This window comes from Methylobacterium currus (assembly GCF_003058325.1).
Taxonomy (GTDB): domain Bacteria; phylum Pseudomonadota; class Alphaproteobacteria; order Rhizobiales; family Beijerinckiaceae; genus Methylobacterium; species Methylobacterium currus.
In genome coordinates this window covers 653,681-673,455 of the sequence record NZ_CP028844.1, presented here as the reverse complement: position 1 = coordinate 673,455, position 19,775 = coordinate 653,681, and the positions used below count along the sequence as shown (strand labels likewise).

Here is a 19,775-nt window from a genome sequence, read left to right as displayed (position 1 = left end):
GCACGTCACCGTCAGGGCTGCGGCTTCATTGCCGCGAGGTAGTCGACGATGGCCTTCACGTCGGCCTCGTCGATCGGTGCCTTGTAGACGTGGACCATCTTGTTGACGGTCTCGGTCCACTGCGCCTTCGACAACTTGGGCTGGGTCAGCACCATTCCGGCCGAATGGCAGGCAAGGCAGTTGTTGTTGGCGGCCTCCGCCCCGGGGCCCTCCGGGAAGAAGCGGTCGGAGGTGGGCAGCTCGACCTGCTGCGAGGTGAAGCGCATCGGCTCGGCCGCCTCGGCGGCGAATGTCGGGGCGGAGGCCAGCGCGAGCGCGGCGAGCAAGAACGCGGTGCGGGATGTGACCATGGCTCTCTCCCTCAGGCGACGTGAAGCGACACGGTCTCGACGCCGTTCTGCATGAACCCGGCCCCGTTCCAGACCCGCTCCATCGGCTGAACCAGCCCGTTCGTGTTGGTGCAGCGGACCTTGATCGCGTGGGTGCCGGCCGCGAGAGCCGGCAGGTCGCCCTCGAACCGCCGGAAGCTGTAGGGGCCCTCGTCGGCTCCGAGCTTGCCCAAGGACCACGTCGCGCCACCGTCGGCGGAGATCTCCACCGTCCTGACCCCGCAATCGCCCCCGAAGGCGATGCCGCGGACCGCCACCGGCGAACCGGCCGTCGCCTGTGCGCCGTCGCGCAGGTTGGTGACGAAGGAGCGCGGGACCATGCGGTTGATCGGCACTGTCTTGAACCCGGTCTGACCGGGCTTGATGTTTGCCCCCGGCACGTCCGGGATGCGGTAGGCGGTCTTCATCCAGTACTGGTCGTCGGGCTTGTCCAGCACCTCGATGTCGGACAGCATCTTGACCCAGTAGGTCGAGTACCAGCCCGGCACCACCAGGCGCAGCGGGAAGCCGTTGAGCAGCGGCAGCTGCTCGCCGTTCATCGCGTAGGCCAGCATGACCTCGCCGTCGCGGGCATGGTCGAGGTCGAGCGACTTCTTGAAGTCGGGCGCTTCGTCCACGACCGGTTCGTCGAGGCCGCTGAAGCGGACCTGCACGGCCCCGGCCTTCACCCCGGCACGGTCGAGCACGTCTTTCAGGCGCACGCCCGTCCAGCGCGCGTTGCCCATCGAGCCGTTGGCCCACTGCGCCCCCGGCACCCGCGGCTCGAACAGACCACGGGAATTCCCCGAGCATTGGTTGACGGCGGCGATCTCGAAGCGCGGCAGCCGGGCGAGCTCGTCGAGCGACAGCGACAGCTCCCGGTCGACATGGCCACGCACCGTCAGCCGATAGGCGTTCGCGTCGACCTCGGTGGGGATCGAGGCCCAGTGCCAGCGCACGTAGAAGCGGTCGTTGGGGGTGAACACGCCCTGGTCGAACACCTCGAACGGCGTCTCCAGGAGCGGCGGGCGCGTCCGCTGCAGGATCATCGGCCCCTTGCCGGGGAAGGCTGTGGTCAGGTCGCGCAGGTCGGGGCCGCCGGGCAGCGGGAGCTTGATCGTGCCCGCAGCCCAGGCCGGCAGCGCGGCCGCGAGGCCGCCGAGGCCAAGACCACTGAGGCCAAGACCGGCAAGCATCGCGCGGCGGGGAATGGCAGGATGGCTCAAGGGTGTTCCTCCGGGTCCGGGCCGAGCGTCTCGCGCTCTCCCTTGGGTGATGGAAAGTATCTTCCATGAGACAGGGCTTCCAACGGAAAGTCCTGCTCGTTCCGATCGATTGGAGAGATCGTTTCCCTCCGGCGCGCCGGGAAACGGTCGTCCGAGGACGCTCGGTCAAGCGATGCCGAGGATATGGATCAGGCAGAGGCTGACCGCGGTGAGGGCGAGCAGGGAGGCGACCACCGCCAGCGTGACCCGCAGCCCCGCGCCGGCGACGCTGCGCACGTCGACCCCGAGCCCGAGCGCGGCCATCGACACGATGGTGAGCACGTTGGCGGTCGCGGCGATCGGCGGCAGGGCGGCTTGCGGGATCAGACCGCCCGAGCGCAGGCCGGCCATCGCCAGGAACGCCAGGATGAACCACGGCACGAGGCGGTGGATCGCGACGCGGCCTGGCTTCGGACGCTCTCCCGCAGTGACGTGCGGGGCCGGCTCGTCCGTCTCCTCGCGCAGCCGGCTCGCGCCGAGGGAGAGCGCCAGCACCACCGGGCCGAGCATCAGCACCCGGACCAGCTTGACCAGGGTACCGACCTGGACGCTCAGCGCCGCCACCGGCGCCGTCGCGGCGAGCACCTGCGGCACGGCGTAGACGGTGAGGCCGGCGAGCACGCCGTACTGCATCGGCGACAGGCCGAGGAGCGGCACGAGCAAGGGCAGGCCGAGCACGACCAGCACCCCGAGCACCGCCGTGAAGGCGATGGAGGAGGCGACGTCCTCGCCGTCCGCACCGATCACCGGGGCGGTCGCGGCGATCGCCGAGTTGCCGCAGATCGAGTTGCCGCAGGCGACGAGGATCGCGAGCCGGGGGTGCAGACCTAGGGCGCGGCCGATGCCGTAGCTCGCCGCGATCGCCGCCATCACCACCACGGCGATGCCGACGAGAAGGCCGGGTCCGGCCGCCAGCAGGGTTGCGAGGCTGAGCGAAGCGCCGAGCAGGACGACGGCGACTTCGAGGACCGTCTTGGCGCCGAAGGCGATGCCGGGGAAGAAGCGCGCGCCCGGGTTCCACGCGGTGCGCAGGGCGGTGCCGAGCACGATCGCGAGCACCAAAGCCTCAAGCCAGGCGCGGCCGAACAGGTGCTCCTCGGCCGATTCGAGCGCGAGGGCGGCGCCGGTCACCGCGAGGCACAGGAGGAGGCCGGGCAGGAGGCGGCGCAGGGGGGCGAGGAGGGATGCGATGAGGGTCGCGGTGGTCATAACGGTCTCGCGGGGTCGCTTGGATCTGTCCCCATCGTGCCAATCCAAGACCATTCGATCCAACAGAACATGATGATGATTTTGTTCGTCATTATCGATGATTAGGACCCTGCCGCACACGCATCTCGTCGGTCATGGCTCCGTGACGGACATGCGGACAGCCTCGGTAGCAGGGGTTCCAGCTGCGAATCTTGCCGGGCATGTCACCTGGACCGACGCTCTGGCCTCTATGGAGACTGGGCTCCGGTTCAGCGCTGTGGCGCCCGTCCGTGACAATGATGGCTGCTCCGGCCCCTGCCGAGTCCTCTACACGGACAGACCTCCTTGAGTGGTTGCGATCTCCACCACCTCGGGCACGTTCGGGCCAATCGGGTGCTGCTGCCGCTCAAGAAAGGCCTTGGCCGCAGCTAAGCGGTCAAGGGCGGGATGCGGGCAACTTTCCGAACACTGGAAAATCGATTGTCCTATGTCTTCAGGGGCGCACCTCAATCAGGTCGTCGCCGAATGAGTTCTTGCGCACCGTGATCGTTACCAGCCCACGCTGCCCCGAGGACCACTCGGCCTGGAACACGCACGAACGTACTGCATCCGGCTGCCCTGAATTCGTGAGCCCACGGGTTAAATCGAGCAGCTTGCGCCCCCCGAAGCGTGCGTGGTCCATCGCATTGGCGGCCTCCATCAACTGCCGGCGCACTTCGACCCGGTTGCACGGATCACGCGCCAGCGCCGATTCCTCCTCGCGCCGGAAGCGAGCCAGGGTCTCGGCAGCGGCTCGCTCCTGCGCCGCCCGGTCGGCAGCGCGCTGAGCTGCGTCGCGTTGCTGTTGCGCTACCGCCTCCGCCGCCTGCCGCTCGGCTTGCGCCCGGGTCCCAGCCTGCCGTTCTGCCTCGATTCGGGTAGCCCGCTCACGCTCGGCCGCAGCTTCCGCGTCACGCTCGCGGTTTTGACGTTGCAGGCCCGCCAGTTCTTCTTCTTGCTGCTGGGCTCGCGCCTGCCGAGCCGGCCGGTCCCGCTCCCAGGCTTCGGCTTCGGCCAGTCGGGCTGCCCGTAGCCGTGCGCCGATCTGCGCTCGTGCCGCCGCAACCTGCGCGGCTTCGGCGGGAGCGAGCTTCAGCCCCGCCGCGAGTGCATCGACGGCGTTGAGCTTGCCAGCGATGTCGGCGGCCGAGTTTGAGGTCTCGGCCTCGGCGGCCCGGCTCAGAATGCCGGCAAGCCGTGCTGCGCCCGCGGCCTCCTCCTGCTGCGCCTGCCGGATAGCAGCGGCATTCCCCGCCTCCTGTTGGGAGATGATGACCCGCATCCAGCTCTCGTCGGCTTCGACCGGCGAGCCGGACCGCTTGCCGCAAGCCAGCACGCGGTTCTCGAAGGCGCGCCAGACCTCGTAGCGCCAGGCCGCCAGCGGCACCGAAAACGGTGCGGCCGTGGAGTCATCAGGCGGTCCACCGCGCGTCCACGCGTTGACTGTCGCCTCGGTGAAGCGGTCGCATGACAGGGTCTCGAAAGCGCGGGTGTAGTCCGGCTCACCCGGACGGGGTCGAGATCCGCTCTGCCGGCCCATCGGCTCGCCGAATCGGTTCACGTAGCCGGTGTAGGCCTTAAGGGTCGCGACGCTGCTCTCGACCGCAGCTTCCCAATCGCGCAGTGTCATATCCTGGCGGAAGCCCGGAAGCGTGCGCTTGCAATCGAGCAGGAAGGCCCGGTAGCGGCCGTACTCGGCGTCGCCCCACCGGTAGATCGACAGGCCGAACAGATCGGACAGCTGCTCCCGCGTGCCGCCACGAGGGCGTTCGCGATCGTAGGTCTCGCAGCTCGGCAGCGTTATCCCGGTCGCGGCGGGTTGGGCGCTCGCCGGGCCAGCACCGGTCACTGCGGCGGCCAGAACGGCTGCTCCAACGACGATGCCAGCCACCGAGGACGTGCGCGCCCGCCGCGCGCTGGCCGAGGCGATGAGGCGCGCTGTGCGGAGGTCGCCGGTCTGACGCTCGCCGACGTGATAATGCCCCGCTGCGTCCCGAAGCACCGCAACCCCATCCTGGGTCTCGACGTAGGTCAGACCTGCGGCCGTGTAGCCCGACCATCGCGCCTCAATGGCCGAGACCATCGCCGGCAACGCCCCTTTGTCGGGAACCGCCGCCCAGGCCCGCCGCAGTTCATCGAGGCCAGGCGCGCCGTAGGGAGCGAGCTGCCCCGCGGCCGCCTTGATGTCGGGATCGTAGGCAAGGAGGGCCTGCCAAGTTTCGTCCGGAACGCCACTCGACCGCTCCGGCCTCTGTCGTGAGGGTACGAACGGCAAAATCGCTGCAGGGACGAGCAACAACAGCGAGGCCCACGCCCAGCCGACGGCGTTGAGCCCCTTTCGGTGCGCCACGACATAGCTCACCGCGGCGGCAATCAAGGCGACGAGGAAGTAGGCCCCGGAGGCGGACAGCAGCATGGCGGAGGTTCCGTGGAGCGGGCCAACGGCCTGCGGCCGAGCCCTTGGATAATCGGAATGTGGGACTGTTGGTCCGTCGATTGTCAAGCCGCGGACTGGCTCTCTCGCGCCATGGAGGTGCGAGCACTTATCGGCTGGAATCTGCGGCGGCTGCGCGTTGCCAAGGGCCTCTCGCAGGAGCGACTGGCCCTCGCGGCCGGCATCGACCGCGCCTATGTCGGGCGGGTCGAGCGCGGCTCGGAGAACGTGACGATCTCGACGCTGGAGGCGATGGCGGTCGCCCTGGCGGTGCCGGTCGCGGCGCTGTTCATCGAACCCGAAGCCGGGGCCGAGCCGCCAATGCCATTGCGGGCCGGGCGGCGCGCGAAGTCCGGGTGAACCTCGACACCGAGTTGAGGATGCCGGTTGCGCTTGGAGCGCGGGACACCTCACGCGCCGATCTCCAGTTGCGGGGCAACTCGGATGAGAAGCGCCCAAGCTGCGTCGATCGCCGCGCGGGTCCGGGCGTCGAGATCGCGTGCTCGGAGTGCGGGCGCAGTGAGCAGCGCGAGCAGCCGTTCCGCGAGGTCCGGCGCGGCGGCCAGGAGCTGAGCGTCGGCGAGCCGCTGGATGCCGGTGGCGATGTGCAGCGGGCAGCCGCCGGGCTCGACGGGTGCATCCCGCCGGATGAAGTAGGGCCAGCCACCTGGCCGGTCCTCGGCCGCTGGCTCGACCCCGAGCATGTTTTGCGCGGGCGATGCTCCCGGTTCGGCCTCGCCGCGCACCAGCCACGGCCCGGGGGTGGGGATGGCCGAAGCCGCCAGTCTGCGTCCGGCCACGTCAGTATTCCCCGGCGAGCATGACGGTCAGCATCCGCGTCGTGATGCTGCTGTCGGCCGGATCCGGGGAGTGCCCCGTCATCGCGCGGTCGTAGTAGTCGATCTTGAAGAACACCCGCTCGCCTGCAACCTCGAGCGCACCGAAGTCGTGTTCGCCGCGGGGATCGTTGTCGGGTGTGAAATTGTCGTAGGCGGCGATGGCGTCGAGAATGGTCTGCTGGCGCTCGCGGCCGAGGGCGATGACGCCGGCGGTCAGCATCAGCAGGCCGCCCGAGAGGGAGCGGCGGAGGATGTCGTTGAGCGCGCGGGTGCGATCCACGTCGAGGACGGTGGTCAGCATAGGAGCCTCGAATGTCGGAAGGAGGTTAAGCGGCGGCGCGGGGCGGCCTGCCGCTGGGCACCCGAGCCAGCCTCTGTGGCTCGGGTGCGGGGCACGGAACGGCTAGGCTTTAGCGGGTGGCAGCAGCGCGAGTTCGTCGGCGCGGCGCAGGATGGTGGGCTGGGTCGGGTAGTCGCGCCAGCGGAGCGAATGAACGGTGCCGTTGATCCCGATCACCTCCGCCTCCCACCAGCCCTCGTCGGCCCCCTCATGGGCGAGCACGATGCTGCCCAGTCCGATCTCGTCACGGTCGCGAGGCAGCTTGTGCCCGACGAAGGGGCCGGGCGGAGCGGGCGGCGGAGGGGCTGCCACCGTCGCACAGGGCAGCTTTCCTCGTTCCGGCTCTTGCGTCGCCGTGGGCGGGCCATCCTCGGCAGCAGGCGCCAAGCCCGCGCCGTCTGGATCCACCTGCACGCCGGCGAGTTCGAGAAGGCGGGGGAAGAGCTCGCGCCGGATGTAGGGAATGAAGGCGCGGCCGCTGCCGAACAGCCGGCCGTGTGTGAATTGATCGGCAAAGGCGCGCTGCTCGTCGTCGGCGAGCTGCACCACCTGGAGGTTCATCACCTCGGCCGCTTGCGCCGCGAGCTTGGCTTCGCTGGCATCGAACCAAGCGGCACGGGGCCGGCCGGCATCATCGCGGCCGAACAGGACGAGCGCCGGTGTCATGGGCCGCAGCGGCACTTCGGCGACGAGCTGGAGAGCAGCTTTGCCACTCATCAGAGTGCTCCTGAAACGAAGAAGGCCCCCGGAGCGGGGGCCTTGGCGGAGAGGCTGAAGTTGAGCGTACCCTGGCCGGGCGGCGATCGACGCCGAGCGGGGGAGGGGGGTCGCTGGTGCATTAAAGGGCTCCGTAGTTCACATCGATCAGCTTCAGCGCCGCGCGCCAATCAGCCGCTCAATATCTATATTATCACATAGAATAATATCTAAATCAAGTTCTTTATCAATGAGCTACACTCAACGATACTGCCGCTCACGTAATCTGCGATATCGATGAATTCCCCGGGGGATTATATCATTATGCCCCCCTTGATCCTTGACACCTGCTCGGTAAAAATAGCTTGGCAACTTAACAGGACTCTCAGGCTGCACAAGGTTGGCCGTAGGCTACTACCGACGTTGTGCAACATACGAAACCGTTGGCGGCTCAGCGCGCCACCCGTGGCAAGAACGGGGGGTTGGAGTTGAGCGAGAGAACGTGAAGCTCTTGGCCGCTCGCGTAGCAGGTTTGGCACCAAATTTTGCGCTTGGGTCGATTGGCGAGGCTGCCTGTTAGCTTCCGCTCCACAGCCGGTCAGGTGCAAGAACTGCCCGACGCTCTCTCGCTGCTCGGTCGACTCCCAGGCGTTCTTAAATGGGTCGTGGCTGAGCGTGACTGCTCCAGCCACGGCTTCTTCGACGCGACCTGGGCCACCGGAACGCGGTCGGCGATCCCGACCAAGAGCAACGAGGCCCGAGTTACCTGTCCAGCTGGAACCTACAACAATAGCCATATCGGCGATCGGCTTTGGCCTCGCCTGGAAGACTGGCGTGTCATCGCAACTCGCTACGGAAAATAGCTGTTATCTTCATGAGTGCCATCGGCTTCGCCGTCACCGTCCTATAAATCATGAAAAAATAGGCGCCATGTTCAAGCAAGTGCCACCTCCAATGCGCTACGAAGATCTCCTGCTATCACGCATCCTGTATGAGGGCGACGAAGCTTAGGCAGAAGAGCCAATCTTCTAGCCTCTGGTCCACCACGAAGCCGAATCTTTATTTCATTTTCAATGGCACTAAGGAGAAGCTTTCCTTTGATCGTGTGGCGGCCAAATCCCCCAAGTTCACGCCATCGAGGCCCCGGAAGGCTTCGATTTTCAATCGGAAGCGATCTGACAGCAGAGTCAAGAGCGCCTGTGAAATCGCGCTCCACCTGGTCTTCGGCGAAAGAGGCTAATGCATTCTGAAATATTACTTGCGCTTCAGCTGGATCAAAACCCATCGTATTTTCAATGTGAGATGGATCACAGAAAAGCGACTCTATGTCGGCGCCAGAGGGTACCCAGGATGGAATATCACATCTGGCAAAACCCTTGGCCTCACGCCAATGATTGATATCATTGTCTGACATAAAGTCCCGGTCCCGGTGAACGAAGACCGGAATACCTAGGCTACTACGAAGCTTATTCAGAGAATCTCCGCTTGGGATACCTCCATGCCCAAAAGTAGGCCAGAGGAGAATTTTTCGATCAAGATCCGGCCACTGAGAGATAATAGACTTTAAATAGGACATGTCTTCGTCTTCAGTAAACAGAATCAAACCCTTATCTAAAGCTCCCCAGCCCATACGAAGCCTAATCTTATCCTCTGAGTCGGCACGGAGATGACCGTTTTCCATCCAATGAACGCGAGATAGGGAACTTGCTGCTCTCACAAGGTGCGGCGAATGAGTGCTCAAGATAAATTTTGTCTCAGGAAATTCCGCAGCCGCCTCCTCTAAAGCCTTTATCAGACGCTCCTGAGTGCTCGGATGAAGGTGAGCATCAGGCTCGTCTATAAGGAGCAACTTCGGTTTGAATTTTAATAGATAGGCAAATATCTGAACAACCTGCAAATATCCCGTGCCAGCCATTTCAAGAGGACGGCGCTGATTAGCAACTGAACGACCTGTCTCTTTCATATCAGGCGTATAAAATAATGCTTCTATACTTACGTCTCGCAACCTGTCAAATTTCACCCAAAATTGAGACTCTGGCAAAACCCTAGATACCCAGCTAGACAACTCTGAAAGATGGCGATGCTCTGTCTCCTCGCTGGCGCTGCCTCCGGCTAAATCAAGTATGATATGGCGTAGTACCGATCCCCCTTCACCCGAGGCTGCTCGACGATGCAGCACCGGAGCAGCTAGGACCGTCTCAACCTCTGCCAATCCTGCTAGACCTGGAATATAGGCAGTTTGAGGTGTTTCTTGCGTTAGAGATCGCGCCAATGGTCCGATGATAGGCGCCTTAGCACCTGCATCATTACGCGCCGAGCTTATATTGATAATAGTTTCTTCGCCGCTATCGTCGATAAACCCGACTTTTATTTTTGGAAGATGATCCTTGCTTTGTATGCGTTTTTTGTGTGCCAATTCTTGGAATGCGCGGCTTGGGGTATAATCCATTCTATCAAGCGAGGTGTTGTCTCGCCAATCCTTCAATGTTGCGCAGCGCACAGCCCAGTGAATGGCCTTCAAGATGGATGACTTTCCAGATCCATTGCCGCCAACCAATATAGTTACTGGATTCAGATCTATGTCAACTCGCTGGTCTATACGCATGAAATTCTCAACTGATACAGCTTTAATCATGGTGCGGAGCTCAAAATCTATGGCCACGACAGGCCGAATCGAAAGCTACCCATATTAAGGGCTTGGCCAATTGCGACGCAATTAAAATCTAACGTCATTTCAACAGTTGGGCATCAGCTATTTGGAGAACACAATATCTCTGCGCTTAGCTTATAATTGCTTGAGTTTTGTCGTTTGCACGCAAATGCAAGCCACTTTTGACCCTAATCGAGTTATAGACTTTAACGCTTTCCGTTAAGATGCGGGCGGGCACTACAAACACGCTGAACCACCGTAGCGAAGCACTTATAGGTGTTTTTGCCAAAGAGGCCTTGCAGCTTCTGGTGGTTGGGCGCGATCCCCTCACGGGCGGGCATTGTCAAAAGGCAGTGCTAGCCTAACAGGCATCGCTCACCCGCCAGGGCGCGCAGCCGCGCACGCAGATGGGCGCCATGCGCAATTCCTCATTGTAATCTAGGAATTTTTTCTATTTCTCTCTTCATCGCCTGAACGTCATACTGGCCATATCCATCTCCAACCGTTCGATGCGCATGGCCGGTGATCGCATCAGTGACATCGCTAGCAAGGCCATGATTTCGCGCTAGGGTTTTAAAGCGGTGCCGCCATGAGTGATTCGGGGCGAGGCGTGGATCGGTCAGGCCGAGCCCGCGCACCCATCGACCGAGGATCTTGGTGCCGTTGCCACCGCGCTTGCCGAACTTATCTGGCGGCAAATCTGGGAACAAAGGCCCAGCCTTCTGGCGGCGTACGAAGTCGAGGAAGCCGGCCGTGATGAGCGCGGAGTGCAGGGGCACCGTCCGCTCCGAGCCGACATTCTTCAGCGACCCGGCCTCGGCATCGAAGTGCATGACGGGGATCCCGTCGACCTCGCTGATATCCTGGACGCGAAGCTGGCACACCTCCGACAGCCGCGCACCCGAGTACGCGCAGACGAGTGGCACCCACCGCTTCACGGGATCGTTCTCTGTGGCCGCCGCCTGCAGGATCTGGGCAGCCTCAGCGTCCTTGAAGCCACGCTTACCCTGACCCGGTTTCTGCTTGACGCTGATCGTGATCCGCTCGGCAGCATTATCGGTGAGCCGGCGGTTGTCGACGCCCCATCGCAGAATCGCCCGAACGGGCGCCAAACGACTTTCGCGGATGGTTTTCGCGGCAAGCCCGGATCCGACGAGGCTGTTCTTCCAGGCGATCAGATCCTCACTCGTGACCCGGGCTGCATCGCGATGCCCAAGAAATTCGGCGAGCTGCACCATCACGCGCTTCCAATCGTAAAGCGTCTTCTCGGCCGGTTTGCGCTCGGCGGCCCAACCTTTCACGAGCTCATCGAACTCGACCTTCGACGGCGAGGCCTTGGCGGCGGGCACAGAGGCTGCAAAGCGGGGTCGCACAGGCGGTGCTTCGTCACCCACATCGCCAAGCGCGAATCGCTCTAGGGTCAGGCTGGCGCGCTGGAGTGCCGCCCCGACCGCCTTGGCGAGGGTGCGACGACCGTCCTTATCGACGACCAGTCCCTTCGCTTCAATGAGCTGATCGGCGTGCTCGTAGCAGAGCACTTCCATCCCGTCCTCGCCGCGGTCGGCGTACTCGCCGTGGAGGACCTGATGAATCAGGTCTGGCCGACCCCACAGGCCGGCCCTCCTATTCCGCCACAGGCGCTCGAAGAGATCGGTCCGCCATGGGTTGCGGCTCGGATTGTCGCGGTGGGGGGCTACCCAGTCGTCGCGGACAGGGGAGGCGAGTTCGTGGGCCTCTCGCTCGCTTAGCGCCTTCGGGCCAGCCTCAAGCGCGGCCAGCCATTCCTCGATCTCGCGGATCGCCTCGGGGTGCAGCCGGCGGGCTTCGTCGGGGTCCTTCGTCCCGAGGCTGACCATCACGGTCCACTTGCCGACCAGCGGGCGCAGGTGAGCTGGCACGCCCTTGCGAGCGTAGTAGACGCCGTTGTGGTGCTTCCAGGGACGGGCCATCGGCAGGGGCATTTGTACCACCCGTTTGTACCAAGCGGGCCGTACGAAACCGTTGCGGGACAGCAACTTACCGGAATGATTGAGCTTTTAGCAAGCTTGGCGGAGAGGGAGGGATTCGAACCCCCGATGGACTTGCGCCCATGCCGCATTTCGAGTGCGGTGCATTCAACCGCTCTGCCACCTCTCCGCGGCGCGCCGTCGCCAGCGCAGGCGGGGCATTAGCACGGGTTCTCGACGGACCACAAGCGGGGATCGGCGAGAAACCGAAATTTGCCGTCAGGCGACGGAGCGGCTGCCTGCGAGGCTGATGCGGCGCTGGCCGGAATGGCGGATCTCGGGGGCCCGCGGTGCGGCGCGGGATTGGGCGAACAGCACCGCCCCGGCGGTTCCGGCCACCCGCACGAGGTCGGTCTCGGTGCAGGCGGAGGCGACCCGCAACCCGAGGGCGTGAAGGTGGCTCTTGCCGTACAGGTAGGTCGCGAGACGGGCGCGGGTCGCCGACGGGATCTCGGAGAGGACCGTGTCCACCAGCTCGGCGTCGCCGCGATAGAGCGTGCCGAGTACGTCGAGAGAGACCGGGCAGTCGTCGGAAAAGGGCAGGCGGGCCTGCTGCGCGGGCATGGGAACCTCGGGACAATCTGGAATTACCCCCAGGGTCACCCGGCGTGCTTAACAGGCGGTTAAGCGCAGGCAGGAAATCCCCAGCATCCAAGTCGTCACGAGACGTGATGCGCCGGGGCCACTGTCCTGCCGGGCGCCGGGCCCCGCCGCCGTCCCGCCGATCCGGTGCCGGAGCAATGAAACGAGGGTACGACCGGGGCGAAACCTGCGACATCGGCCCGCGGGAGACTGTGGGCTGACCCAATCCTGCGGCATGGAACCGCGATTACTCTCCCGCGTTGTCACCCTCGCGCAGCGCCGGTGCGGTCACGGATGCTTGTGAATCGGGTCGACCCAGTAGACCGCTTCCGGCCGTTCCACGGGCTCGATGTCGGTGATGTTGACCACCACCGCCTCGTTGTCGGAGCGCACCAGCACGCATTCCAGCGCCTCGTCCGGCGAAGCGTTGATCTCTTGGTGGGGGACGTAAGGAGGCACGTAGATGAAGTCGCCCGGGCCTGCCTCGGCCACGAATTCGAGCCGCTCGCCCCAACGCATCCGGGCGCGGCCGCGCACCACGTAGATCACGCTCTCGAGCGCCCCGTGATGATGCACGCCGGTCTTGGCATCGGGCTCGATTGCCACCGTGCCGGCCCAGATCTTCTGCGCTCCGACCCGCGCGTGGTTGATCGCCGCCTGACGGAACATCCCGGGGGTCTGCGCCGTATTGGGGTCCAGCTTGTCGCCGGTGATCACCCGGACGCCGTCGTGCTTCCAGCGCGGCGCCTCGTGGGCGTGATCGTGGGCGTGATCGGGGGCATGGGAGTGGGAGTGATCTTGGGCGTGATCGTGGGGCTCGTCCGACATCGGCGCTCTCCGGATGGTCCAGGCCCGCATCCTGCGCCACGCGACGGCGGCGCGCCAGACCGCACGCCATCGCGCCGTTTGTTTTAAAGAACGAAAACCGGTTGCGTGCGAGTCGATGGCCTAGAAACCGGCCGTAGCATTGTGATTGTGCTCCGGCGTGGCGCGTGAATGAAAACCTATTGTCTTTCAAACTGTTCCATAAAAAGAACATTCTCGTTGACTTCGGCACCCCGCCGGCCGATGGTGACCGGGCATTCGGGGCCGATCTGACGGGTCCCGTCGCCGCGGTGATTTGAGGCGATTGCGCCGCGAGACCAAACGCTAAAGCACCCCGGCGCCTCCGACGCGCCGGTGGGCCAATCCGGAGATCCACGCGATGCTGCCTTGTCGCATGCCCTTCGCCGGCCATCCCGTTCCGGCTTCCTGCGATCCGTGTCGCTGCGGCGGCCGCCGCGCCTGAGCGCGCGCCGTCCGCCCGGGCCGCTCGAGACCGGCCCGACTCTTGCTAAGCTTTCCCGAGACAGGATTCCGCGGCGCCCGAGGAGCGGCCGCGACCGGAGACACGCAACCATGCAGCCTGCCCGCATCGTCGAGGTCGGCGAGACCTCCGCCGGAATCGTCGTTCCCGAGACCGACGGCTTCCGCTTCTTCTCCGCCCATCCGGACTTCCACACACTGGAGGGACGGGTCTTCCGCAGCCCGCGCCACGCCACCCGGGCGGCGCAGGACCTGCACGCCCGCCGGCGCGGCCGGCGCCTCGCCGCCTGAGCGCGGCAGACCGATCAGCAGGGCAGGGGCCGTCCCTCCGGGGGCGGCCCCATCGTGTGTCCGAGGTTTCGCCCAGGCGCCGCGCGGGGTTGCGCGACGGGGTCCGGATGCCGCCTCAGCGGTTGCGGGCGAGCAGCAGGATCCAGCCGATCCCGATCGTCAGCACCAGGATGCCGATGGTGGCGAAGGCCGGGGTGCCGTGCTCCATCAGCCGCGGGGCGAGCTGGGTGGCGAAGGCCGCCACCACGAGGCCGACCGCGACCCGGGCGGCGGCGCGCTCGATGCCCCGTGTCAGCTTGTCCATGCCCTTGAGCTCGATCTCCACCGTGACCCGGCCCTGCTTGAGCCGCACCAGCATCAGGTGGATCAGCGTCGGCAGTTCGGAGGCCGCGCCGTAGAGCCCGGTCGCCAGGCCCTGGAACTTGCCCTTCATGTCCTTGACCGAGAACTGCGCCCGCATGTGGCGGCGCACCGTCGGGCCTGCGGCCGCGAACAGGTCGAAGGCGGGGTCGAGCTGGCGCATCACGCCGTCGGCCGTGACCAGGCCCTTGAACAGGATCGCGAGGTCGGTCGGCATCGCGAGGTCGTTCTCGCGGGCCATGGTCATGAAGTCGGTCAGCACGAGGCCGAGATTGAGCGTCGCGCCGTTGTGGCGGGTGACGAAGGCCTGCGAGGCGGCTTCGAGCCGGGTCAGGTCCGGGTTGCTGGCGCCGGTCCAGTCGAGCAGCACCGCCATCAGCCCGTCGGCGTCCTCCTGCAGCATCGCGCCGATGAGCACGAGGAGCTGCGAGCGCCGTCGCTGCGACAACCGCCCGACGATGCCGAAATCGATGAAGGCGATGCGGTTGCCCGACATCGCCAACAGGTTGCCGGGATGCGGATCGGCGTGGAACAGCCCCTCGATCAGGGCCATCTGCAGGAAGGCATCGACCCCGCGCTGGGCCAGCACCTTGCGGTCGAGGCCGGCCTCCTCCAGGCGCTTGGTGTCCGTCGGCGGGATGCCGTGGACGAATTCCTGCACCAGCACCCGCTCGGAGGTGTATTCCCAGTAGACCTTCGGGAAGACCACGTCGTCGCGGTCGGGGAACAGGGCTGCCAGCATCTCGCAGTTGCGGCCCTCGTTGGCGAGGTCGAGTTCCTCGCGCAGGCCGTTGGCGATGTGGCGCATCTGCTCGGTCGGCCGGTAGCGGGCCATCTCGGGCCACTCGGTCTCGACGATGCGCGAGGCGTGCGACAGGAGCCGCAGGTCCGCCTCGATGATCTTCTGCAGGCCCGGACGCCGGACCTTGACGATCACCTCCTCGCCGGTCTCGAGCCGGGCCCGGTAGACCTGGGCGATCGAGGCCGAGGCGATCGGGTTGGTGTCGAATTCCGAAAAGATCTCGGCGGGCGGGGCGCCGAGATCGGCCTCGAGCTGGGGCCGGATCACCTCCCAGGGCAGCGGCGCGACCTTGTCGTGCAGCTTGCCGAGCTCTTCGGTCCATTGCGGGGCCAGGAGGTCGGCGCGGCTCGCCAGCACCTGTCCGAGCTTGATGAAGGTGGGCCCCAAGGCCTCGATCGCCCGGCGCAGGCGCTCGGGCTGCGACAGGCGGGTGAGATCGACGGCGGGCGCGCTGCGCCAGGCGAGCCGCGGGATCGCCCGCAGGCCGAGCCGGTCGACGACCTTGTTGACCCCGAAGCCGATCAGGATGCCGGCGATTTCCTGGAGGCGCTGGCGGTCCCGCGCCGCGACGATGGCGGTTTTCAGCATCTGCGCGTCGAATCTGCTCGGCTGGCATGGATGGGGGCGCCGGCCGGGGCGAGCCGGCCGGACAAGGCGACGCGGGCGACGGCTTCGCCCGGGCCGAGTGTGGAGATGGGCGCGCGCATCGGCATCCTGATCCTCCCGAACACGTCCGGCAGTCCGCGGCGCGCTCGACCGCCTCCATGCGGCGTCAACCGGGCGGGAAAGGGGCGGCCGGCGCAGGCCTCCCGGCGGTAGCGCATGACCCGGGTGAGCACAATCACATCGGAGCCCGGGCGCTCCATTGCCGCAACCCGCGCGGGCTCCCCCCTCCGCAACCTCGGCCGCACGCGCGAAGGCCGGCCCCGGGTGCCCCCGGGACCGGCCTCGTTCACCATCGGACGCTGCGATGGGGCCGATTACATGCGGCCACCGGCACCCGCGCCGCCGGGCTGGCCGGCCTTGGCGCCACCGCCCTCCTGCATGGACCGGGCTCCGCCCTCCTGCATCGACTTGCCGCCGCCGGCACCGCCGCGCTGGGTGCTGCCGGTGGTCTCCGGGCCGGTACCGCGGCCGCCCATCTGGCGGTCATTCGCCTGGCGGTCGTTCATGCCGCGCTCGCCACCGGTGCGGCCAGGCTGGTTGCCCGCCGCCTGCTCGGGCCGGGCGCCGTTGCGCTCGCCCATCTCGCGCCGGTCCTTGGCGTCGGTCTTCATCTCGCCCCGCGACAGGTCGCGGTTGCGCTCGCGGTCCACGGCGCCGTCGCGGCGCTGCTCGCTCCGGCTCAGGCGATCCTCGCGGCGCTCGCTGCGCACGTCCTCGCGGCCGCGCACGCTACCGGTGACGCTGCTGCGCTCGCTCACCGACAGGCGACGGTATTCCGGCGACCCGACGAGGACGCGACGGCCCGAGACCGTGACGTAGCGGTCGGAGCCGCTGCGCTCGGAGACGATCAGGCGACGGTATTCCGGCGAGCCATAGATCACCCGCTGGCCGCGCACCACGACATAGCGGCGCGGCCCGCTCTTCTCGCGGATGACGAGGCGGCGGTATTCCGGCGAGCCGTAGATCACCCGCTGGCCTGCGATCGTCACAGTGCGGCGGCCGCCGACGGTGGTGATCCGGTCCTCACGCGCCTCGCTGCGGAAGCCGGCGCGGCCCTCACGGCGCTCGATGCGGTCGGCCCGGTCGCCGCGGCGATCCATCCGGCGCTCGCCGTCGCGGCGCTCATCCATCGCCCGGCGGCTGTCGCGGTCGGCCCCGCGCTCGCCGGCGCGGGTGGTCTCGGCGCGGTCGCGGGTCCCGTCCTTGCGGTCCGTCATAGATCCTTGGTTCACGCCGTCGCGGCCGGCACCCTGGCGGCCCTGCTCGGCCCGCATTCCGGCCTGGCCGTCGGCCTTCGCCTCGCCCTTGCCTGCCTCGCCCTTGCCCATCTCGCCGCGGGCCTGCTGGCCGGCGCCCATCTGTCCGGCGCCTTGTCCGGCCTTCGGGCCGGATTGGCTCATCTCGCCGCCGCGACCCGGCGCGCCGCCGGCCGCCGGGCTACCGGCCGTTTGTGCATAAGCCGAAGTGCTGAGCAGCAGCGCGGCCAGTCCAACTGTCAATCTGTTCATGATCGGGTGCCTCCCTGAGCGCCGGCATTGGATGCGGCAGCGCTTCGATGATGCTTCAAAACGCCGACTTCAAAATATCGTTCCGGACTATTCGCGGTTCGTCTGAACTATCGGGGTACCTAACGGCCGAGCTTGAGTACGAAGACTTGTCGTCACAACCCGCATTGCCGAGCCGACTGCGCCGCATTCAGGCTCCGCGGCCGGTCTCGGGTGGGTTGGGGCGGAACTGTTTCCGCAGGGCCAACGTTGCCGGGGACCGTAGCCGTTTCGCGCCCCGCCTTAAGGGTTTCGGGCGCGGCGGCATCGAGGCGGAGGGTGAGCGCTCAGGATGGTGGCGGATCCGATGACGACGCAGCCCGGGCGGGATTGGCTCGACCTCTCCAGCCCGCCGCAGCCGCCGCCGGAGCGTCCGGAGGCCTCCTCTCCCTCCCGCGTTGGCCCTGCGCGCAGCCGGCTCCCCCCCGGCGTCCTCTCGCTGTCGGCGGGGCTGGCGCAGGTCCGCGCCGGCGCCGCCCGGGCTGGAAGCCAGGCCGCCGGGCACCTCCAGCCGGTGCTCGCCGCCGCTGCCGGGCCGCTGCGACGGGTCGCACCCGCCTGGCAGGGGGCGGCCGAGCGCGTCGGCGCCCATCCGCTCGCGGCCCGCGCCGCCGGTGCCGCGCGGCGGGCCGGGGCGCTGCCCTGGGGCCGCGCTCTGCTGCTCGCCGGCCTCGGCGGTGCGAGCCTCGCGGCCCTGTTCCTCGTCTGGTGCGCCGCGACGCTGCCACCCTTGAGCGGCAGCCGGCCTTCGCCACGCACCCTCACGATACAGGCGGAGGATGGCACGCCGGTCGCCCGCCGCGACGTCGTCCGGGGGCAGCCTCTCCCGCTGGACGCCGTGTCCCCCGCCATGCGCCAAGCGTTCCTCGCCGCGCAGGATCCGTGGTTCGAGGACGGCTACCGGCTCGATGCGGCGGGGGTGGCGGCCGTGATCGGGCGGGCCTTCCGCGATACGATCAGCGACGGCCCCCGGTCCGGCGGCCCGCGCCTGACCCAGCGCCTGGTCCGCCGCGACCTCATCGGAGCCGCGCCGGGTCAGCCGCGCAGCCTCGCCGACCGGGTGCGCGAGGCGATGCTGGTCCTGTGGCTCTCGGTGCGGGAGAGCGACGCGCGGATCCTCGCCCGCGCCCTCGACCTCGCCCGTTTCGGCCCCGGCCTCACCGGAATCGACGCCGCGGCCAGGGCCCTGTTCAACAAGGCGGCGGTCTCCCTCGACACGCCGGAGGCGGCTTATCTCGCCGGCCTGACCCTCGCCCCCGGCCTGCAGCCCGACCGGGACGTGAACGCGGCCCGGGCGCTCGGCCACGCGGTGCTCGACGGCATGGTGATGCGCGGCACGCTCGGCGCGACCGAGGCCGGGCAAGCCGGGCGGGCGCTCGATGGTCTCAGCCCCGTCGGCACCACGCCGGTGACCCGCAGCGGATTCCCCGATCTCGTCCTGGCCGAGGCCGCGGGCCGTCTCGGCCCCGGGTGGCCCCGCGAGGCGGTGCTGCGCACCACCCTCGACCGCGACCTCCAGGCCATGGCCGAGACGGCGGTAGAGCGCCGCCTCGACGCCGCCGGCCGCGGCGGCGCCCGGGCAGGCTTCCTGGCCCTCGGCCCGGATGGCGGCGTGCAGGCGGTGGTGGCCGGCGGCGCGTCCCTCGTCGACACGCCCGAGGCCCGCCGGGCTGCGAGCGCCAGCCTGCGCCATCTCGGGCGCGACGGCCGCCCGGTCTACGACCGGCTGGTCGCCGGACCGATGCCGGCGGCGGAGCGGCGCACGGCGCTCCTCGGGCTGCTCGCCGGCCTCGCCCGACCGCCGGAGAGCACCGACGATCCGTCGAGCCGGGATGGGCTGTTCATCGGACCGGTCGGCGACCTCCTTGTCGGCACCTATCTTTCCGGCGCGGCGGCCGAGAACGGGGCCGGCGACGGGCCGGAGGCGTTGTTTCAGGATTTCTCGGCCCAGGTGGCGAAAGCCCGCCCGGCGCCGCCGGTCTCCGAGGCGCGGGAGGGCGCCCGCGAGACCGGGAGCACCACCCGCCCGGCGTCCCGCCCGGCCTGGCAGAATCCCGGCGAGCGCCCGACCGCCACCCCGGCCTTGCGCGGCGTGCCGCGGGTGATCGATACCGGCCGCCTGCGCCTCGACGGGCAGAGCGTGCGCCTCGCCGGCGTCGAGGGACAGGGGGGCACGCTCGCCCGCGAGTTCCGCCAGTACCTGCGCCGGCGCGAGGTGACGTGCCAGCCGGCGGGAGGCGCCGATCTGTACCGCTGCCGCGCCGGCGACCAGGACCTGTCGGAGGTGGTTCTGTTCAACGGCGCCGGACGGGCGGCACCGGGTGCCCCGCCGGACTTGCAGGCGGCGGAGGCGAGCGCGAAGGCGCGCAAGGCGGGGGTTTGGCAGTGAGGGCTTCCGCC

At 67.4% G+C, this 19,775-nt stretch carries 16 protein-coding genes and 1 tRNA gene; 3 read left to right on the top strand and 14 right to left on the bottom strand.

Going from position 1 to position 19,775, the window contains the following annotated elements:
- Positions 1-11: 11 nt before the first annotated feature.
- From DA075_RS33225 to DA075_RS33210, 4 genes are all read right to left on the bottom strand, one after another.
- The gene (locus DA075_RS33225) at positions 12-350 is read right to left on the bottom strand and encodes a c-type cytochrome (RefSeq protein ID WP_058617457.1); all 339 of its coding nucleotides are present in this window, start codon (positions 348-350) and stop codon (positions 12-14) included.
- Between the two features lie 11 nt (positions 351-361).
- Positions 362-1,564 (bottom strand): molybdopterin-dependent oxidoreductase, encoded by a 1,203-nt coding sequence (locus DA075_RS33220; RefSeq protein WP_099957359.1) that lies wholly within the window; start codon positions 1,562-1,564, stop codon positions 362-364.
- Between the two features lie 195 nt (positions 1,565-1,759).
- Complete coding sequence (locus tag DA075_RS33215; protein WP_099957358.1) at positions 1,760-2,842, bottom strand: YeiH family protein; 1,083 nt, start codon at positions 2,840-2,842, stop codon at positions 1,760-1,762.
- A gap of 472 nt (positions 2,843-3,314) precedes the next feature.
- On the bottom strand, positions 3,315-5,276 hold the full coding sequence (locus DA075_RS33210) for a hypothetical protein (protein WP_091887009.1): 1,962 nt from the start codon (positions 5,274-5,276) through the stop codon (positions 3,315-3,317).
- A 111-nt stretch (positions 5,277-5,387) separates the two neighbouring features.
- Between DA075_RS33210 and DA075_RS33205 the strand changes: the two genes are divergently transcribed.
- A complete protein-coding gene (locus tag DA075_RS33205) occupies positions 5,388-5,654 on the top strand; it encodes a helix-turn-helix domain-containing protein (protein ID WP_091887011.1) in 267 nt (88 codons plus the stop codon).
- A 50-nt stretch (positions 5,655-5,704) separates the two neighbouring features.
- Here the strand turns inward: DA075_RS33205 and DA075_RS33200 are convergent, their stop codons facing one another.
- From DA075_RS33200 to DA075_RS33165, 8 genes are all read right to left on the bottom strand, one after another.
- On the bottom strand, positions 5,705-6,094 hold the full coding sequence (locus tag DA075_RS33200) for a hypothetical protein (RefSeq protein WP_123834544.1): 390 nt from the start codon (positions 6,092-6,094) through the stop codon (positions 5,705-5,707).
- 1 nt (position 6,095) lies between these two features.
- Positions 6,096-6,431, bottom strand: coding sequence for a DUF3768 domain-containing protein (locus DA075_RS33195; protein WP_082742740.1), 336 nt, complete (start codon positions 6,429-6,431; stop codon positions 6,096-6,098).
- 105 nt (positions 6,432-6,536) lie between these two features.
- Positions 6,537-7,190: a hypothetical protein gene (locus DA075_RS37930; RefSeq protein ID WP_244537587.1), complete on the bottom strand. Its 654-nt coding sequence runs from the start codon at positions 7,188-7,190 to the stop codon at positions 6,537-6,539.
- Positions 7,191-8,103: 913 nt separating this feature from the next.
- The gene (locus tag DA075_RS33185) at positions 8,104-9,804 is read right to left on the bottom strand and encodes an ATP-dependent nuclease (RefSeq protein ID WP_276330950.1); all 1,701 of its coding nucleotides are present in this window, start codon (positions 9,802-9,804) and stop codon (positions 8,104-8,106) included.
- 443 nt (positions 9,805-10,247) lie between these two features.
- On the bottom strand, positions 10,248-11,780 hold the full coding sequence (locus DA075_RS33180) for a site-specific integrase (RefSeq protein WP_099957357.1): 1,533 nt from the start codon (positions 11,778-11,780) through the stop codon (positions 10,248-10,250).
- An 85-nt stretch (positions 11,781-11,865) separates the two neighbouring features.
- Positions 11,866-11,955: transfer RNA gene (locus DA075_RS33175), tRNA-Ser, on the bottom strand.
- 89 nt (positions 11,956-12,044) lie between these two features.
- Positions 12,045-12,389, bottom strand: a complete 345-nt coding sequence (locus DA075_RS33170) for a hypothetical protein (protein WP_099957356.1) — start codon at positions 12,387-12,389, stop codon at positions 12,045-12,047.
- Between the two features lie 306 nt (positions 12,390-12,695).
- Complete coding sequence (locus DA075_RS33165; RefSeq protein ID WP_099957355.1) at positions 12,696-13,235, bottom strand: cupin domain-containing protein; 540 nt, start codon at positions 13,233-13,235, stop codon at positions 12,696-12,698.
- A gap of 570 nt (positions 13,236-13,805) precedes the next feature.
- Between DA075_RS33165 and DA075_RS33160 the strand changes: the two genes are divergently transcribed.
- The gene (locus tag DA075_RS33160) at positions 13,806-14,003 is read left to right on the top strand and encodes a hypothetical protein (protein WP_099957354.1); all 198 of its coding nucleotides are present in this window, start codon (positions 13,806-13,808) and stop codon (positions 14,001-14,003) included.
- 115 nt (positions 14,004-14,118) lie between these two features.
- On the opposite strand, the gene DA075_RS33155 is transcribed toward DA075_RS33160, so the two are convergent.
- Both DA075_RS33155 and DA075_RS33150 read right to left on the bottom strand, forming a co-directional pair.
- Positions 14,119-15,753, bottom strand: coding sequence for an ABC1 kinase family protein (locus DA075_RS33155; RefSeq protein ID WP_099957353.1), 1,635 nt, complete (start codon positions 15,751-15,753; stop codon positions 14,119-14,121).
- Positions 15,754-16,145: 392 nt separating this feature from the next.
- The gene (locus DA075_RS33150) at positions 16,146-17,231 is read right to left on the bottom strand and encodes a hypothetical protein (protein ID WP_244936655.1); all 1,086 of its coding nucleotides are present in this window, start codon (positions 17,229-17,231) and stop codon (positions 16,146-16,148) included.
- 451 nt (positions 17,232-17,682) lie between these two features.
- On the opposite strand from DA075_RS33150, the gene DA075_RS33145 reads away from it, so the two are divergent.
- The gene (locus DA075_RS33145; protein ID WP_244936654.1) at positions 17,683-19,764 is read left to right on the top strand and encodes a transglycosylase domain-containing protein; all 2,082 of its coding nucleotides are present in this window, start codon (positions 17,683-17,685) and stop codon (positions 19,762-19,764) included.
- The last annotated feature ends 11 nt before the right edge of the window (positions 19,765-19,775 follow it).

Coding starts and splice junctions, on each gene's coding strand:
- DA075_RS33225 (WP_058617457.1), bottom strand. CDS start 350: ATGGTCACATCCCGCACCGCGTTCTTGCTCGCCGCGCTCGCGCTGGCC.
- DA075_RS33220 (WP_099957359.1), bottom strand. CDS start 1,564: ATGCTTGCCGGTCTTGGCCTCAGTGGTCTTGGCCTCGGCGGCCTCGCG.
- DA075_RS33215 (WP_099957358.1), bottom strand. CDS start 2,842: ATGACCACCGCGACCCTCATCGCATCCCTCCTCGCCCCCCTGCGCCGC.
- DA075_RS33210 (WP_091887009.1), bottom strand. CDS start 5,276: ATGCTGCTGTCCGCCTCCGGGGCCTACTTCCTCGTCGCCTTGATTGCC.
- DA075_RS33205 (WP_091887011.1), top strand. CDS start 5,388: ATGGAGGTGCGAGCACTTATCGGCTGGAATCTGCGGCGGCTGCGCGTT.
- DA075_RS37930 (WP_244537587.1), bottom strand. CDS start 7,190: ATGAGTGGCAAAGCTGCTCTCCAGCTCGTCGCCGAAGTGCCGCTGCGG.
- DA075_RS33185 (WP_276330950.1), bottom strand. CDS start 9,804: ATGATTAAAGCTGTATCAGTTGAGAATTTCATGCGTATAGACCAGCGA.
- DA075_RS33180 (WP_099957357.1), bottom strand. CDS start 11,780: ATGCCCCTGCCGATGGCCCGTCCCTGGAAGCACCACAACGGCGTCTAC.
- DA075_RS33170 (WP_099957356.1), bottom strand. CDS start 12,389: ATGCCCGCGCAGCAGGCCCGCCTGCCCTTTTCCGACGACTGCCCGGTC.
- DA075_RS33165 (WP_099957355.1), bottom strand. CDS start 13,235: ATGTCGGACGAGCCCCACGATCACGCCCAAGATCACTCCCACTCCCAT.
- DA075_RS33160 (WP_099957354.1), top strand. CDS start 13,806: ATGCAGCCTGCCCGCATCGTCGAGGTCGGCGAGACCTCCGCCGGAATC.
- DA075_RS33155 (WP_099957353.1), bottom strand. CDS start 15,753: ATGCTGAAAACCGCCATCGTCGCGGCGCGGGACCGCCAGCGCCTCCAG.
- DA075_RS33150 (WP_244936655.1), bottom strand. CDS start 17,231: ATGAGCCAATCCGGCCCGAAGGCCGGACAAGGCGCCGGACAGATGGGC.
- DA075_RS33145 (WP_244936654.1), top strand. CDS start 17,683: ATGACGACGCAGCCCGGGCGGGATTGGCTCGACCTCTCCAGCCCGCCG.